Consider the following 17,169-nt stretch of genomic DNA (forward strand, 5'->3'; position numbering starts at 1 on the left):
TGACATCACCCCCCGGATCATGGACGACTGGGGGCAGTAATCATGCCGGGTCTGGCTGGCTAACACCCCATTATAAGGGGTACGAATAAAGTAACGGGGCGATTTTAAATGAGAGGAATCTGGTGTGCCTCCCTTTCGGGTGAAAGGGAGGAAGGGATATTAAGCAGATTGCTGACAACGTGCGGGCTTTTTTGCCGGATGCGGCGTGAACGCCTTATCCGTCCTACAAGTTCATGCAATTTTAATAAGTTGCCAGATATCCTGTAGGCCTGATAAGCTTAGCGCATCAGGCAATGTGTCTAATTAAGAGACGTGCTGCAAAAATACCTGCAAGCGCTGGCTCGGCGGGTTCTTGATCAACACCTGCGGATTGCCATCTTCCGCAATCCGGCCTTTGTCGATAAAGATCAGCCGCGAAGCTACTTTCTCGGCAAAACCGATTTCGTGGGTCACGATCACCATCGTCATCCCTTCTTCAGCCAGATCCTGCATAACCTTCAGCACTTCATGGCGCAGTTCCGGGTCAAGAGCGGAAGTCGGTTCATCAAACAGCATCATTTTCGGCTTCACCGCCAGCGCGCGGGCAATCGCCACACGCTGCTGTTGACCACCAGAAAGTTCGGAAGGGTAGTGATGTGCACGTTCTGCCAGACCGACTTTCGCCAGCAGCTCACGCGCCAGTTTTTCCGCCTCTTCTTTGTTCGCGCCACGCACGCGTAGCGGACCAAACATGACGTTTTCCAGCGCCGTCAGATGCGGGAAGAGGTAAAACTGCTGGAACACCATACCTGCTTCCTGGCGAATCAGGCGCTCGTCAACTTTCGGATCGTTAACCTTCAGGCCATCGACAATCAGATCGCCGGAGGTGATTTCTTCCAGTTTGTTGATGCAGCGCAGCAGGGTCGATTTACCGGAACCGGACGGCCCGATAATCACCACGACTTCGCCCTGGGCAATGTTCAAATCGATATTGTGCAGCACCTGGGTTGGGCCAAAGTGCTTGGAGACGTTTTTAAATTCAATCACAGGATTTTCATCCTTCTTTCCAGACGACGCAGAATAAAGCTCAGCACCAGGGTAATAATCAGATAGAACACCGCCACGGCGCTCCAGATCTCAAGGGCGCGGAAGTTACCGGCAATAATTTCTTGCCCCTGACGGGTCAGTTCCGCCACGCCGATAACAATAAACAGCGAGGTGTCTTTAATGCTGATGATCCACTGGTTACCCAGCGGCGGCAGCATACGACGCAGTGCCAGCGGTAAAATGACGTAGCGAATGGTTTCCCAACGTGAAAGACCGAGCGCCAGTCCTGCTTCACGAAAACCTTTGTGAATAGACAGCACCGCACCACGCGTGATTTCCGCAATGTACGCGCCGGAGTTGATCATGATGGTGACCACCGCCGCAGTAAATGGGTCGATGCGTAAGTCGTTAAACGCCATCGGCAGGGCGAAATAGATAAACATCACCTGGACGACGATAGGTGTGCCGCGGATCACTTCAATAAAGACCAGCGCGACGTGGTTGGCTATCCAACCACCGAAGGTGCGTGCAAAACCTGCCAGCAATCCGATTACCAGACCGCCAGCCAGACCGAGGACCGAAATCCACAGGGTCATTTTGGCACCTTCAATCAGAAGCGGAATGGCAGGCCAGATGGCACTCCAGTCAAACTGCATATGTTGTTCCTGTTACCGTGGTGTAAATAATCAAATTCAGGGTAATTAATGGCCCCGGAGCGGGTTTGCGCCCCTCACCCTAATCCTCTCCCCAGAGGGGAGAGGGAACTGCCAGTGCGCTTTACAGGTGTAGCGTTATTATTTCGGTTCAGTACCGAACCATTTTTTGTAGATTTCGTTGTAAGTTCCGTTCTCGCGCAGGGTTTTCAACGTGCCGTTGACTTTGTCACGCAGCTCGTCGCTACCTTTCGGGAACGCAATACCGTATTGCTGCGCTTCCAGAGAGTCACCTACCGCTTTGAACTGACCGTTACCGGCGGTTTTGATGAAGTACAGAATGTTTGGCGTATCGTGCAGAACGGCGTCTGCGCGGTTGGTGCCCAGTTCCATATAGGCGTTATCGATGTTCGGGAACTGACGCAGATCTTTAGTTTTGATGTTTGCTTTCGCGTAATCAACGGAGCCAGTACCGCTCTTCACAGCAACCACTTTCCCGTCGAGATCTTTCACGCTTTTCACATCGTTATTGTTAGCTTTCACCATCACTAACAGGCCGCTTTTGTAGTAGCCGTCAGAGAAATCGATCGCTTTTTTACGCTCGTCGGTGATGGTAATGCCCGCCAGAGCCAGATCGACGTTTTTGGTTTGCAGTGCCGGAATGATCCCACTGAAATCCATCGGCTTCAGTTCGTAATCCAGCTTCAGCTCTTTAGCGATGGCAGCCCACAGATCAACGTCAAAGCCCACATATTTATCGCCCTGTTTAAATTCAAACGGAACGAAGGCGGTATCCGTCGCGACAACTAATTTTTTATCCGCGGCATGAGAAGAAACCGCAAAAACCAGGGTCAGTGCAGCCAGTGAAACTTTTAATACAGACTTCATAGCATTTCCTTTTTTCTATCCACGGGACGATCCCCTGCGTGACATTCACATATATGAAAAAATCGTGCCAGTTTTGCAACTCATTGATTTTTAGAGATGCGGCAAAAACGTGATGCACGATTTATAGGGCAATACCCTGAAGATGCACCATTCTGGGGCACCAATCTGGTGCGCTAAAATTGTGCACTCAACACAGTGATTATTTAGCGTAAAACCTGATGAAAAAACAATCTTTATGTAACGATTGTGTGATGATGTGGATACAAAAAATTTACTTAATCAGCTGGAGATAGCAGATGGATGCACTAAATAAGTGCGTTGAGGTGGGCTGCAAAACAAAACGGCCTCCTGTCAGGAAGCCGCTTTTATCGGGTACTAAAGTTCTGCACCATCAGCGATGGATTTATTCGATGTTAGACTCGATAAACCACAGGAATTTATCCAGGTCGCGAGACGCGGCGGTCAGGATATCTGCGGTGTCGTCATCTTTCGCTTCGCCAATCGCTTTGCGTACGTCATTAGCGACGATTGCGTAACGGTCAGCCAGTTCTTTCAGGTGATCCTGAACGTTGTGGATGTCCAGCGGGTAACTTTTCAGCGGGGTTTTGCTGTTGATAACTTGAGTGGTCCCCAGAGCTACACCGCCCAGCTGCACTGCACGTTCTGCCATGGTATCCAGATGATCGATCAGTGCGGTGCGGAAGCCATCCAGCATTTCATGTACGGCAATGAAGTTAGCGCCGCGCATGTTCCAGTGCGCTTGTTTGGTAATCAAAGAAAGATCAATAAACTGGATAACCTGGCGATTCAGCAACTCTACTGTTGCTTTTTTCTCGCTGTCGGAGACATCGTTGCGGGTATAAAGCAGATTGGTCGCTTTTGATTTAACTAATTTAGCGGTACTCATAATTTCATATCCTCTTGATGTTATGTCCCAGTAATTAACGAGACTAAGTATAGCACCGGCTATGTGTTCCGCTATTCTGGCTGTTCCTATCACACTAATAGTGGTAACAAGCGTGAAAAACAAAACTAATAAAGATTCAATGAGTTAGATATATTTATAAGAACAATTCTTATTTATCTGCTCGCCAGGAATTTTCGGAATAAATATGCTTTTGCATAATTCGATATATAAAGACGGTGTAGAGGAAAAGTAGCGAGAAATTCTGCATGGTTATGCATAACCATGCAGAAATGTAAATTTAATTAATGTCTAATTCTTTTATTTTGCTCTCTTTGCGTACTGTCAGCGTAGACCCCATTGAAGCGGCGATGATAGCGCCGAGCGCCAGCAGCTGTATGGGTGTCAGTGTTTCTCCGAGGAAAATCATCCCGGAAACGGCAGCCAGCGCCGGTTCCATGCTCATCAGCGTACCAAATGTCCGTGTTGGCAAACGGGTGAGGGCAATCATTTCCAGCGAATAAGGCAGAGCGGTCGAGAGAATAGCGACAGCCAGACCCAATGGAATAACCGACCAGTGCCAGAGTGCTTCACCAGCCTGAAGCGCTCCAATTGGCACGAAAATTAACGCTGCAATCAACGAACCAATTGCCACCGTCGCAGGGCCATGTTCCGCTCCTGCGCGTTGCCCACTTAAAATGTAAATAGCCCAACAAGCCCCGGCCCCCAGTGCCAGCGCACAGCCGGTTAAATCGACATGGGAAACGTCTTGCCCCAGCGGTAGCAGGAACCACAGACCAAGAACCGCCAGCACAACCCAGACGAAATCTACCGGGCGACGAGAAGAGAACAGCGCCACCGCCAGTGGTCCGGTGAACTCCAGCGCCACCGCAATACCCAGCGGTACTGTCTGAATAGAAAGATAAAAAAGATAATTCATCCCACCCAGCGAAACGCCGTAAAACAACAGCGGTAACCGTTGCTCTTTGGCAAAGCGCAGTCGCCATGGCTTAAAGAACGCGATGAGGATCAGCGTTCCTAATGCCAGACGCAGCGCAGTGACACCCGGTGCGCCCACCAGAGGAAAAAGTGACTTAGCTAACGAGGCTCCACCCTGAATAGACGCCATGGCAACGAGCAATATGACTATTGGTAACCAGACCGGCATTTTACGTAATGAACCAGGCATCCTTTCTCCCACAAATATCTAGACTTAAGTAAAGCGTGGAGTGTACTGGATATACCCAATGCTGGTTGAGCATTTGTTGAAAAAATTTTCCCCCGTTTTGACTAAAATGCGCCAGGATTGATGGAATCATTAGTCTGGTGATTAGGAATAATCTGGATGAATGACAGGGAAAACATGCGTAATACTTACGCAGTTCTCTGAAAAAGTGATTTAAATTTAGATGGATAGCGGTGTATGGAAACGTTCTGTTACATGAAATGGCCCGTTAGACATCACAAATCGCGAAGAGTTTCCCATTAATTTTTGATATATTTAAAACTTAGGACTTATTTGAATCACATTTGAGGTGGTTATGAAAAAAATTGCATGTCTTTCAGCACTGGCCGCAGTTCTGGCTTTCACCGCAGGTACTTCCGTAGCTGCGACTTCTACCGTAACTGGCGGTTACGCACAGAGCGACGCTCAGGGCCAAATGAACAAAATGGGCGGTTTCAACCTGAAATACCGCTATGAAGAAGACAACAGCCCGCTGGGTGTGATCGGTTCTTTCACTTACACCGAGAAAAGTCGTACTGCAAGCTCTGGTGACTACAACAAAAACCAGTACTACGGCATCACTGCTGGTCCGGCTTACCGCATTAACGACTGGGCAAGCATCTACGGTGTAGTGGGTGTGGGTTATGGTAAATTCCAGACCACTGAATACCCGACCTACAAACACGACACCAGCGACTACGGTTTCTCCTACGGTGCTGGTCTGCAGTTCAACCCGATGGAAAACGTTGCTCTGGACTTCTCTTACGAGCAGAGCCGTATTCGTAGCGTTGACGTAGGCACCTGGATTGCCGGTGTTGGTTACCGCTTCTAATCACTTTGGTGATATAAAAAATCCGCCTCTCGGGGCGGATTTTTGTTTTTAAGGTTTCGGGTCGAAAATATCGGTTCCGAGATGGTTGTAATCCACCTTCTGTAACTGGAAGTTGGTGATGTATATCGGCCCGGCTTTCTTCTCAGATATAAACGGGTATTTGATATTTATTTCCTTCGCTTTAATTCCCGTCCACTGCGAGAAAAAGCCTAAGAAGTCATTGGCTGAGCGGCGGGCTTTAATCACCCGATGCGCTTTATCGTCGCTGGAAATGACCATAAAAGGCACCTGGAAATTTTGCTGATATTTATCATCATGGGCAAGGTATTGCACGTCTTTGCCGCGCTCTTTAAAGGCCAGACCGTGGTCAGAAAAGTAAACCAGAGAGAAGCTGCTGCCGCTGTTGCGTAACTGATCGTACAGCTTGCGCAGTAAATCGTCCGTTTGCGTCATGGTATAGAGATAGCACGACGTTTCTTTCGATTGCACAAAGGTTTCGTATTTGCCTTGTGTCCTGTCGCAGGCCTGCGGATGCGAGCCCATCAGATGCAGAACAATCAGCTGCGGTTGCGAGTGCTCTTGCGCCAGCACTTGAGCGGTCATATCCAGTAACGCTTCGTCTTTCGTGTTTTTATCTGCTTCAAAATTACCTTCTTTCAGGAAGTACACTTCATCTGCACGTTTGGCGATGCTGGCGATAGCAGTATCGTATTCGCCGATTTGGCTCTGGTTGGAAAACCACCAGGTCTGGAAGCCCTCGCGATTTGCCAGGGTGACAAAGTTATCCTGAAACTGTGGTTTGCCATCGACTACGCGATTGAGCGTTAAGCCAAGCGATTTCTGCGTGGAGCCACTGGCGGCAATGTAGTCAGCAAATATCAAACCGTTAACGCTGCTGGCAAACGGGGTATTGTCCCAGTGACCGCCAAAGGCACCGAGGGCATCGCGACGCGCGCTTTCACCGATCACCACCACATAGGTCTGATACTTCGGCTTAACGGCAGTGACCGTCCAGGTATCTTTCATTCCGGAAAGTTTTGCCATCCGTTCTTGCTCTTCAATCACCTCGTTATTATTGACGATGACATCCTTAGCAAAACGAAATACCGGATAGCCAGTATCTTTCAGTTTAAATACGCCACCCCAGGCCAGGTTTTGCACGGGAGCAACAAAAAATGTCGCCACACTGAATACCAGACACAGGCTGTCGAAGGTATTCCAGCGCGCTTTTTCATTCTCTTTTTTTCGCCTGATTGCTATTACGCCGAGCGCAAAAATAAATAAGCCGACCAGGTAGCTGTACCACGGAAAAATCGTCAGGATTTCGGTCGACTCTTCCATATTGGTGGAGTGCAATGCCAGCAATGTATTGAAATTAGGCGCGCCGTAGGCCTGAGCAAAAGGGAAATAACAAGCCGCCACCAGCGAACTGACACCGACCAGAACTTTTTGTACGCGAGGCAATGTTCGCCATAGCAAAAGCAAAATAGCCGTAAACGCAGCGGTGTAGAGCAAACTGAAGGGGTAACCTAAGCCGAGGTTAATTAATAGCGACTGTAAAAAGTAGAACGCAGTCCACGGGCTAAATACCCGGCTACGGGTAACAAGCGATTCTTTGAGGGTTAAATTCATACGCCACTATCGTAACAAACGCCATGTGCTTACCCTGGCGTCAAGGGTCAATACCTGCAAGAGTGCGTGAAGAGTGGAAAGGGGTCCGCATCCGCGAGCCGCAATATACGCAGGGCTGCAAGAAGATAGAGCGAGCCGCCGTTCAGGTCAACTACTGACGAACAAATCTTTTGCGAAGGGGATTGCAAATCCGACAAAAAGTGGGGTTTTTCAGACCAAAACGCGTTATGCCTGCATGAAAGCAGGAGTGAAGCGGCGTACCGCGACGCCGCTATTTATCGGAAGGTTTATCTTGCTGCGGTTTGTTGTTGACCATATCGCACAACATAGAGAGCAGTATTAACCGTACTTTAAAGGGAGAATGACTAAACACGCGCATACACCTCTTGAACTCATTCATAAGACCTCCTGACTTGTTAATCCCGTCGATCCTTGAGGGATGATTGCACTACATACAGATATAGCACAGGCTATATTATATAGCTATTGCTAAAACGTTAATTTTTTGTACCTTCGCAACTCTGGTTTACAATGTGCGCACGAAATGAGAACGCTATGTATGCGTCACCATAATGAGGAAGCACAATGAGTCGTCGCGCAGGTACGCCAACAGCAAAAAAAGTGACGCAGTTAGTGAACGTGGAAGAGCACGTTGAAGGGTTCCGCCAGGTCAGAGAGGCGCATCGGCGCGAGCTTATTGATGATTACGTTGAGCTGATTTCTGACTTGATCAGGGAAGTGGGGGAAGCTCGTCAGGTGGACATGGCTGCTCGTCTGGGAGTTTCGCAACCGACGGTGGCTAAAATGCTTAAGCGGCTGGCAACCATGGGGCTGATTGAAATGATCCCCTGGCGTGGCGTGTTTTTAACGGCAGAAGGAGAGAAGCTGGCGCAGGAAAGCCGCGAGCGACATCAGATAGTCGAAAATTTCTTGTTGGTGTTGGGCGTCAGTCCGGAAATCGCCCGTCGCGACGCGGAAGGCATGGAGCACCATGTTAGTGAAGAGACGCTCGACGCTTTTCGTTTGTTTACCCAGAAACACGGTGCCAAATGAGCCTGCCTTTTTTACGCACGCTGCAAGGCGATCGTTTTTTTCAGTTATTAATTCTTGTTGGTATCGGATTAAGCTTTTTCGTGCCCTTTGCACCGAAATCCGGGCCTGCTGCTATCGACTGGCACACCATCATCACCTTAAGCGGCCTGATGCTGCTGACCAAAGGTGTGGAGTTAAGCGGTTATTTTGATGTGCTGGGGCGCAAAATGGTGCGCCGCTTTGCTACGGAGCGTCGGCTGGCGATGTTTATGGTGCTGGCGGCGGCGCTGCTTTCTACCTTTCTGACCAACGATGTCGCGCTGTTTATTGTTGTTCCGCTGACTATCACGCTAAAAAGACTGTGTGAGATCCCGGTTAATCGGCTGATTATTTTTGAGGCGCTGGCAGTCAATGCTGGCTCGCTACTGACGCCAATTGGCAACCCGCAAAATATTCTTATCTGGGGACGTTCTGGTCTTTCGTTTGCCGGATTTATTGCCCAAATGGCACCGCTGGCTGGCGCAATGATGCTGACGCTCCTGCTCCTGTGCTGGTGTTGTTTCCCTGGAAAGGTGCTGCAATACCATACGGGGGTGCAAACACCGGAGTGGAAACCGCGGCTGGTGTGGAGTTGTCTGGGGCTGTATATCGTCTTTCTAACGGCGCTGGAGTTCAAACAAGAGCTGTGGGGACTGGTGATTGTGGCGGCAGGCTTTGCGCTGCTGGCACGTCGCGTGGTGCTCAGTGTGGACTGGACGCTGCTGCTGGTGTTTATGGCGATGTTTATCGACGTCCATTTACTGACCCAGCTTCCAGCGTTGCAAGGCGTGTTGGGTAACGTGAGTCATCTATCTGAACCCGGGTTATGGTTAACGGCAATCGGTTTATCGCAGGTGATCAGTAACGTGCCGAGTACCATATTGTTGCTGAACTATGTGCCGCCGTCTTTATTACTGGCATGGGCGGTAAACGTAGGTGGCTTTGGGTTATTACCCGGATCGCTGGCAAGTTTGATTGCGCTACGTATGGCGAACGATCGCCGCATCTGGTGGCGTTTCCATCTCTATTCAATACCGATGCTGTTGTGGGCGGCGTTGGTGGGATATGTTTTGTTAGTTATACTCCCGGCCAACTAGGGTCTGGCAAATAAAAAAGGCGGATTATGAGTCCGCCTTTTGCTTTAAGTTTTGAAGATTAATTCAGACGAACCGGCATCCCGGAGCGGTTTTTAATCGCTTCATCAAGAACAACCTGGTCAACATCTGGCTGACCGGTCACTGTCTGCACGCTCTTCGTCAGGGTAATTGGCACAATTTCCTGACCTTCAAACTGGGCTTCGGTGGTAGACAGCGGGTTATGGACTTCAATATAACGGCTGCCGTCTGGCTCGGTGGTCGCTTTTACCGGCTCATCAATAAACTGTACGCGGGTACCGACCGGTACTTTCTCGAACAGGAATTTGATGTCTTCGTTACGCAGACGCACACAACCATGACTTACACGCAGGCCGATACCGAAGTTGGCGTTGGTGCCATGGATAGCATACAGGCGACCGATGTAGAGTGCATACAGACCCATCGGGTTATCCGGACCTGCCGGAACGACAGCCGGAAGCGGTTCGCCCGCAGCGCGGTACTCTGCGTGCATTTTGGCGGTCGGCGTCCAGGTCGGGCCTGCTTTCTTACGCTCAACTTTGGTGGTCCAGTTGATAGGCGTATCTTTGCCTAACTGACCAATGCCGATCGGCAGCACGATAACGGTGTTGGTCCCTTTCGGATAGTAATACAGACGCATCTCTGCACTGTTAATGACGATGCCTTCATGAACGGTATCCGGCAGGATCAGCTGCTGCGGAATGTTCAGTACAGTACCGCCTTTCGGCAGGAAGGTATCCACACCCGGGTTCGCTTCCATCATATTGGAAAGCCCCATCTGGTACTCCGCGGCAAAATACTCCAGCGGCTGAGTGTTACCTTCAGGAATGGTGATCACCTGATTCTGACCAACCAGGCGACTCCCGTCGGTTGGCAGAGGATAAGTTACCGCAGAGGCGGTACTGCAAAAGCCGACAACAGCGAAGGCCGCTGCGAATAATGTTTTCAATTTCATATTCATGTTAAGCGAGATTTTGTGCCTGGCAGGCCATTGGGTTGAGAATATTAGAGTATTGGAAGCGCATTATAAGTTCATTCCAGCTCACAGTGAAATCAGATGTGTACGAAATCACATTTTTTGCCTTTGGCTTGAGTGTAGACCTTAAGCGAGGAGCAGGATCTTCTTTCAGACTTATGGCATAATGCGCGGTTTGTCATATCTCTTTTCAGGATACGCCTGTGTTAGTTTCCAGTAACGTCACCATGCAGTTCGGCAGTAAGCCGTTGTTTGAAAACATTTCCGTCAAATTTGGCGGCGGCAACCGTTACGGCCTGATTGGCGCGAACGGTAGTGGTAAATCCACCTTTATGAAGATCCTCGGCGGCGACTTAGAGCCGACTTTGGGTAACGTTTCCCTCGATCCCAACGAGCGCATTGGTAAGCTGCGTCAGGATCAGTTTGCCTTTGAAGAGTTCACTGTGCTGGATACGGTGATCATGGGGCATAAAGAGTTGTGGGAAGTGAAGCAGGAGCGTGACCGCATCTATGCTTTGCCGGAAATGAGTGAGGAAGACGGCTATAAAGTGGCCGATCTGGAAGTTAAATACGGCGAAATGGACGGTTACTCTGCGGAAGCTCGCGCCGGTGAATTGTTGCTTGGCGTGGGAATTCCAGTGGAACAGCACTACGGCCCGATGAGTGAAGTTGCTCCTGGCTGGAAGCTGCGTGTGCTTCTGGCGCAGGCGCTGTTTGCTGATCCGGATATTCTCCTGCTCGACGAACCGACCAACAACCTCGACATCGACACCATTCGCTGGCTGGAACAGGTGCTGAACGAGCGTGACAGCACCATGATCATCATCTCGCACGACCGTCACTTCCTTAACATGGTCTGTACCCACATGGCGGATCTGGATTACGGCGAGCTGCGCGTTTATCCGGGTAACTACGATGAGTACATGACGGCGGCGACCCAGGCGCGTGAACGTCTGCTGGCCGATAACGACAAGAAGAAAGCGCAGATTGCTGAGTTGCAATCTTTCGTTAGCCGCTTTAGCGCCAACGCCTCGAAATCTCGCCAGGCAACTTCGCGCGCGCGCCAGATTGATAAAATCAAACTGGAAGAGGTGAAAGCCTCCAGCCGTCAGAACCCGTTCATCCGTTTTGAACAGGATAAGAAACTGTTCCGTAACGCGCTGGAAGTGGAAGGTCTGACCAAAGGGTTTGATAACGGTCCACTGTTTAAAAATCTCAACCTGCTGCTGGAGGTCGGTGAAAAACTTGCGGTACTGGGTACCAACGGCGTCGGTAAATCAACGCTGATGAAAACGCTGGTGGGCGATCTGCAACCGGACAGCGGCACCGTAAAATGGTCTGAAAACGCGCGCATTGGTTACTACGCCCAGGACCACGAATATGAGTTTGAAAATGATCTGACCGTGTTCGAATGGATGAGTCAGTGGAAGCAGGAAGGCGATGACGAGCAGGCGGTACGCAGCATTCTCGGTCGTTTGCTGTTCAGCCAGGACGACATCAAAAAGCCAGCTAAAGTGCTTTCCGGTGGGGAAAAAGGGCGGATGCTGTTTGGTAAGTTAATGATGCAGAAGCCGAACATTCTGATCATGGACGAACCGACCAACCACCTGGATATGGAATCCATCGAGTCACTGAACATGGCGCTGGAACTGTATCAGGGCACGCTGATCTTTGTTTCACACGACCGTGAGTTCGTAAGCTCCCTGGCGACCCGCATTCTGGAAATCACCCCGGAACGCGTGATCGACTTTAGCGGTAATTACGAAGATTACCTGCGTAGTAAAGGGATCGAGTAAGTGATTATCCGTCACCCCGATACTGTCGGGGTGACGGCGGCTGATGACAAATGCAAAATAGCCTGATGCGCTACGCTTATCAGGCCTACGCAGTACCTGTAATATATTGAATCTGCAGGACTTTGTAGGCCAGATAAGGCGTTAACGCCGCATCAGGCATTAAGAAAGCGCACTTGTCAGCAATCTGAGTAACGTCGAATCGATTTTCTTAATCCCACATCAATTCACTTCCATTAACTCTCAAACATCCATGCCCAACGCTCGCTTACCGTGAATGTTGAGGTCGGCAAGCGTAAAGCGTCCTTCCCAGTTTGTTTCATAGTCCTCGCGCGGGAAGTCGCCCGGCGATGCGCCTTTTTCCAGTGCGGCCTTCACCTTGTGCGCGTAGGCAAGATTTTTCTCGCACATCGGTGCCGCAGGAATGTACATCACGTTGCCCCAACCCTGTTGATTTTCAACGGGGGCAACGGAATGGATGACGTCGCAGTGCCACCAGACGGAGTCTCCGGCCTCGAGTTTTGGAATGCTGGTTAACGCCTCAATTAACAGTGGATGCCATTGCTCTGATACCGGCAACACTCTTCCGGGCGCTACGCCGCACAGTTCATCCTCCGGCACATCATCAAGCAGCGGACGTAACAGTACGTACGCCATGGCTTCAGGAATGGGCACAACGTGCAGCAACCCCTGACCAGGCAGCATATCAGAGAGCGCTGTCCAGCCCTGGAATGTCCGAAACACGGAACATTTGGTGGTGTTGTCCACCGTGTACTCTTCAACTTCCGTACGATGTGCCGCATGCCAGGGATCATATTGCGCCAGATTGCCATTAAAGACGTTGGCGAAAACGCGCTGATACGCTAGAAGCAGCCAGCGTTCCAGCGCCCCGGAGTCGGTATGCGCTCCAGACCTTTGGAGGTCGTTCCGGGCGGACGGCGGCGGATACGGTCAGGGTAGATGACGCTCACATCCGGGTTAAACCATTGCTTTCCATCACTTTCAAATGTCCACAGACGATTGAGAAACGACTGCGCATTCGCCATTTCTTCACTCTGGCGGGCCTGCATTTGCGTCTGCAACCAGTAGATGGGGTAAATCTCGGGACGTGAAGCGCTGAGCGTCCCGAAGAAATTATCGCCGGGGCCTTTGTAGACCTCGTCAAAGCGGTTGCGGTCCAGATAGTCCAGCATCGACTGATCCCAGCCTAGCGCTTGTTCGCGGGGGAAATGGCCTTTTATCACCGCACAACCGCGACGTTTAATCTGTTCGCGCTGCTCTGCAGTAACATGACCTGCTTTGATATCGGCATAAGACAGCACCGGCCAGACGGCATCACCCTGTGCTTTGAGTGCGTTGATTTCAGCCACTCGCGTGGCAATGTCATCGCTTAGCTGATTAAAGATCTGCTGGACGTCGCCAAGCTGCGCCCGCAGCGCGTGCTTCATCTGACGGATAGCTGCTTTGTGATCGGCTGGCAATGTGTCGCTGGTAAAAGTAGAAGCCATAACCACCTCTCATTAACTTTCATTCGAAACCATTATGATTTGCATGTGACAATATAAGTTATAAATAAGTTAATGCAAGTTTAATGATTTGATGTGATGTACAGGATGTAAAAAGAAGGGAAAACCGGAGCGCACGGCTCCGGTAGAGAGGTCAGCTGTTAAAAGGGGATGTGTTATCCAGCACCGCCTGAATCACATTCAGCGCGCCTTCATGATTATTATCATCGGTAGCGTAACGGGCGATTTGTTTAATGTTTTCCGCAGCATTGCCCATCGCAAAGGAATAACGCGCCATTTTCAGCATCTCCGCATCGTTACCGCTGTCGCCAATCGCTACCACATTTTGCGGTGACAGATCCCAGCGTTTCAGTAACCGCGAAATACCGTTTGCTTTATGTAGACCGGGAATAATCAGGTCGATAAAGCCAAAACCACTGGTGACGGGCTTCATAATGCCATCGAACGCTATGTGCAGTTTGTCGATCACTAACGGGATTTGTTCATCTGGCAGGTTGAGCGAAAACTTGAACAGTACGTCGTCAATCTCCTGATAATCTTTTACAGCTTTCAGGCGATGGTAGTGTTTTGCCATCAGTGCGACAAATGCTTCGGGGGCATTTTCGCTGACATATGCACTTTGCAGACCGCAGGCGACAAAATTGAGTTGCTTATCTTTTAGCAACTCGCCAATAACAATCCGCGATTCATGTCGGGTCAGTTCGCCGTGGAACAGTTGCTTGCCATGTTCGTAAACCAGTGCGCCGTTTTCCGCGACAAAAGAGATCTCATCCTTTAGCTCAGGAAAGAACGAAATAAGCTGGTAATACTGATTACCGCTGGCGACAACGAACTCAATGCCGCGCTTTTTCAGTTCCTGATATTGCGCCATAAAACGTGGTTGGTTGTACGTTTTGGCGTCGTTAAGAAAAGTACCGTCCATGTCTGTGACGATAACTTTTACGCTCATAGGTGTGCTCCTGGCTCGAAAATGAAACCGTAACAGTGTAATAACAATGTGACGCAGAGCACAAATTATATTTCGAATGAAAGTAAGGATGAAATTGATGATGTGAATGATTTAGCCCGGCGACGCCGCAGCCGGGCCGAAGAGATTACAGCATATGTTCAGTACGAGCGATGATATCGTCCTGAGCGTCTGGAGAGAGCGCGGTGAAGAAGGCGGAATAACCCGCGACACGCACTACCAGATCGCGGTACTGATCCGGATGTTTTTTCGCCTCCAGCAGCGTTTCGCGGGAAACGATGTTGTACTGAATATGCCAGCCTTTATGCACCTCGAAGAAGGTGCGCAGCAGGATCATCAGCTTCTGCTTGTCAGATTCGTTCTCCAGCGTTGCCGGATTCAGTTTCTGGTTGAGCAACACGCCGCCGAGAATCGCTGCCGTAGGCAGTTTACCCACCGAGCCAATGACCGCAGTAGGGCCGAGATGGTCAGTACCAGAGGCCGGACTAGCGCCTTCTGCCAGCGGGGTGTGGGCTTTACGCCCGTCCGGCGTTGCCATAGTTTGCGCACCAAACGGTACGTTAGCGGAGATAGATGACGTACCCGCGTAATAGTTGCCGCCAACCGGACCACGACCGTAGCGCGGATTATGGTACTGTTTCAGTTCGTCGATATAGGTCTGATAAGCGCGAGCCAGCAGCGTATCGACAGTATCATCGTCGTTGCCGTACTTCGGCGCACCGTTAATCAGCCGCTGACGCAGTTGCTCATGAGTCAGGCCATCGAAGTCATCCGCCAGTGCGGCAGCCAGCTGTTGCTGACCAATCGCGCCCTGTTCAAATACCAGTTTCTTCACTGCCGCCAGGCTGTTGCCGAGGTTGGCAATGCCAACCTGCAGGCCAGAAACCCAGTCATATTTCGCGCCGCCTTGCTTGATACTTTTCGCTCGCTCAATACAGTCATCCACCAGCGCCGAGCAGAGAATATCGTGCACGTTCTCTTCCAGCATGGTGTCGACGACATATTCGATTTCGATTGATTTACGCGTGTAATAACGGATTTGCGTATCCCACGCGTCCATTACTTCATCGAAATTGTTAAAGTTGCCTGCCGACAACGCTTTTTCTTGTGGCAGGAACACGTTGCCGCTGGTGGCATCACGCCCGCCTTCCAGCGCCGCCAGCATCACGCGGGCGAAGTTGATAAAGCTCATGCCGGTACAGCGATAGCCCCATTTGCCACCGACGGCGGTTTCGATACAACCAATCGCTGCGTAGTCGTAAGCGTCCTGCGGTTCAATACCGAGTTTAATAAATTCCGGGATCACGATTTCGTCGTTGTTGAACGCCGGCATCCCGAAGCCGCAACGGATCACCTGTACGCAGGCGTCGAGGAAATCATTACTCATTCCTGCATGGTAACGCACGCTGAGGTTAGGCTGAGTGGAACGCAGGCGACCGCAGGATTCGAGGATCGCGTAAGAGAGTGGATTCACCGCGTCCATTGGTTGACCATCAACCAGAGTTTGTCCGCCAATGGTGACGTTCTGATACAGAGGACTTCCCGCAGAGGCTTTTGAGTGTGAGCCGGAGCGGATCTTGTTCACTTCCAGCAGTTTCAGCCAGCAGCTATGCAGCAATTCGATGGCGTGTTCGCGATCCAGTGTCTGGTTGAGTTCAACGTCGCGGCGATAGTACGGGTAGAGATACTGGTCCATACGACCAAACGATACCGAGTGACCGTTAGATTCGATCTGCAATATCAACTGGATGAAGTAACACAGTTGCAGCGCCTGCCAGAAAGTCTGCGGCGGCTGGTGGGCGATAAGATCGCAGTTTTCTGCTATCGCCAGCAGTTCATCGCGACGGCTTTCGCGGGTTTCGGTCGCGGCCATTTCACGCGCCAGGGCTGCAAAACGTTCAATGTGTTCGCTGACTGCCACCAGCACGATATCAATCGCTTTCAGGAACTGTTCGCCGTGCAAATCTTCCAGTACCGTCAGATTGATGCGCGAGCGACGTTCCGCTACTTTCTCGCGCAGACCATCAAGACCTTTTTCCAGCAGCAGCGGGAAATTCACCGCCAGGTGCGCATCGCCGGAGGTCATATTGCCTTCCGCTTTAATGATTCCGGTCGCCAGCAGACCTTTTTGCTCATCGGTAAACATGCCGTAGCAGCGATCCTGTACCGTCTGACCGCGCCACCACGGGCACACTTCATGCAGAACGCGTTTGTTCTCTTCGCTCACCGCAAAACCAGCACCGGGACGATCTGCCAGATCATCAATCTCTTTTTCGATCCACGAGACGGTATATTCCGGGAAGATCGGCGCAGCGCGAACCTCGCTTGCCTGGTTGCCGATGATCAACTCATCGTGCTTGATCCAGATGGTGCGATTCGCCAGGTGATGCGCCAGAGCCAGCGCGCGACGTACCGGGATCGGCTTATCGAGATGTTGTTGATACATCTCGGTATAGTGCTGCGCGCGCTCGGTACAGACCGGCGGTTTCACAATATGCACCAGCGCATTTTTGTGCGCTTTAATGCGGTCGCTGAGCGTGTCCAGTTTCAGTGTGGTCATG

General features: G+C 50.7%; 15 protein-coding genes and 1 pseudogene. 5 read left to right on the forward strand and 11 right to left on the reverse strand.

All coding sequences use genetic code 11. The features are described from left to right. Positions 1–303: 303 nt before the first annotated feature. The 5 genes from glnQ to rhtA all read right to left on the reverse strand — a co-directional run bounded on the left by glnQ (position 304) and on the right by rhtA (position 4,660). On the reverse strand, positions 304–1,026 hold the full coding sequence (gene glnQ / locus BGK49_RS13785; RefSeq protein WP_000569084.1) for a glutamine ABC transporter ATP-binding protein GlnQ: 723 nt from the start codon (positions 1,024–1,026) through the stop codon (positions 304–306). Continuing rightward, a complete protein-coding gene (gene glnP / locus BGK49_RS13790; protein ID WP_001159065.1) occupies positions 1,023–1,682 on the reverse strand; it encodes a glutamine ABC transporter permease GlnP in 660 nt (219 codons plus the stop codon). The genes glnQ and glnP overlap by 4 nt, the downstream gene beginning before the upstream one ends. 138 nt (positions 1,683–1,820) lie before the next feature. Then, complete coding sequence (gene glnH / locus BGK49_RS13795) at positions 1,821–2,567, reverse strand: glutamine ABC transporter substrate-binding protein GlnH (RefSeq protein ID WP_000843882.1); 747 nt, start codon at positions 2,565–2,567, stop codon at positions 1,821–1,823. A 403-nt stretch (positions 2,568–2,970) separates the two neighbouring features. Beyond that, positions 2,971–3,474: a DNA starvation/stationary phase protection protein Dps gene (gene dps, locus BGK49_RS13805; protein ID WP_000100800.1), complete on the reverse strand. Its 504-nt coding sequence runs from the start codon at positions 3,472–3,474 to the stop codon at positions 2,971–2,973. Between the two features lie 298 nt (positions 3,475–3,772). Further along, positions 3,773–4,660, reverse strand: coding sequence for a threonine/homoserine exporter RhtA (gene rhtA, locus BGK49_RS13810; RefSeq protein ID WP_001295297.1), 888 nt, complete (start codon positions 4,658–4,660; stop codon positions 3,773–3,775). 234 nt (positions 4,661–4,894) lie between these two features. Between rhtA and BGK49_RS29435 the strand changes: the two genes are divergently transcribed. Continuing rightward, on the forward strand, positions 4,895–4,960 hold the full coding sequence (locus BGK49_RS29435) for a protein YliM (protein ID WP_120795379.1): 66 nt from the start codon (positions 4,895–4,897) through the stop codon (positions 4,958–4,960). Positions 4,961–5,012: 52 nt separating this feature from the next. After that, on the forward strand, positions 5,013–5,528 hold the full coding sequence (ompX, locus tag BGK49_RS13815) for an outer membrane protein OmpX (protein ID WP_001295296.1): 516 nt from the start codon (positions 5,013–5,015) through the stop codon (positions 5,526–5,528). A gap of 48 nt (positions 5,529–5,576) precedes the next feature. Here the strand turns inward: ompX and opgE are convergent, their stop codons facing one another. Then, a complete protein-coding gene (gene opgE / locus BGK49_RS13820) occupies positions 5,577–7,160 on the reverse strand; it encodes a phosphoethanolamine transferase (protein ID WP_069375759.1) in 1,584 nt (527 codons plus the stop codon). 271 nt (positions 7,161–7,431) lie between these two features. Then, positions 7,432–7,560 carry a manganase accumulation protein MntS gene (mntS, locus tag BGK49_RS13825; RefSeq protein ID WP_001001760.1) on the reverse strand — a complete coding sequence of 43 codons (129 nt, stop codon included), beginning with the start codon at positions 7,558–7,560 and terminating at the stop codon, positions 7,432–7,434. A 185-nt stretch (positions 7,561–7,745) separates the two neighbouring features. On the opposite strand from mntS, the gene mntR reads away from it, so the two are divergent. Beyond that, positions 7,746–8,213, forward strand: a complete 468-nt coding sequence (gene mntR, locus BGK49_RS13830; RefSeq protein ID WP_000091016.1) for a manganese-binding transcriptional regulator MntR — start codon at positions 7,746–7,748, stop codon at positions 8,211–8,213. Beyond that, positions 8,210–9,328, forward strand: a complete 1,119-nt coding sequence (locus BGK49_RS13835) for an anion transporter (protein ID WP_000056406.1) — start codon at positions 8,210–8,212, stop codon at positions 9,326–9,328. Before mntR ends, BGK49_RS13835 begins: the two co-directional genes overlap by 4 nt. Positions 9,329–9,386: 58 nt before the next feature. Here the strand turns inward: BGK49_RS13835 and ldtB are convergent, their stop codons facing one another. Continuing rightward, the gene (ldtB, locus tag BGK49_RS13840) at positions 9,387–10,307 is read right to left on the reverse strand and encodes a L,D-transpeptidase (protein WP_001056384.1); all 921 of its coding nucleotides are present in this window, start codon (positions 10,305–10,307) and stop codon (positions 9,387–9,389) included. A 218-nt stretch (positions 10,308–10,525) separates the two neighbouring features. Between ldtB and BGK49_RS13845 the strand changes: the two genes are divergently transcribed. Then, the gene (locus tag BGK49_RS13845; protein ID WP_000961466.1) at positions 10,526–12,118 is read left to right on the forward strand and encodes an ABC-F family ATPase; all 1,593 of its coding nucleotides are present in this window, start codon (positions 10,526–10,528) and stop codon (positions 12,116–12,118) included. Positions 12,119–12,358: 240 nt separating this feature from the next. On the opposite strand, the pseudogene BGK49_RS13850 reads toward BGK49_RS13845, so the two are convergent. From BGK49_RS13850 to BGK49_RS13860, 3 genes and pseudogenes are all read right to left on the reverse strand, one after another. Further along, positions 12,359–13,623: pseudogene (locus BGK49_RS13850) on the reverse strand (DUF1479 domain-containing protein). A gap of 151 nt (positions 13,624–13,774) precedes the next feature. Beyond that, positions 13,775–14,590: a sugar-phosphatase YbiV gene (gene ybiV / locus BGK49_RS13855; protein ID WP_000114242.1), complete on the reverse strand. Its 816-nt coding sequence runs from the start codon at positions 14,588–14,590 to the stop codon at positions 13,775–13,777. A gap of 145 nt (positions 14,591–14,735) precedes the next feature. Further along, a complete protein-coding gene (locus BGK49_RS13860) occupies positions 14,736–17,168 on the reverse strand; it encodes a glycyl radical protein (RefSeq protein WP_000209328.1) in 2,433 nt (810 codons plus the stop codon). Position 17,169 lies beyond the last annotated feature (1 nt).

The organism is Shigella sp. FC1544, assembly GCF_001722145.1.
Lineage (GTDB): Bacteria > Pseudomonadota > Gammaproteobacteria > Enterobacterales > Enterobacteriaceae > Escherichia > Escherichia coli.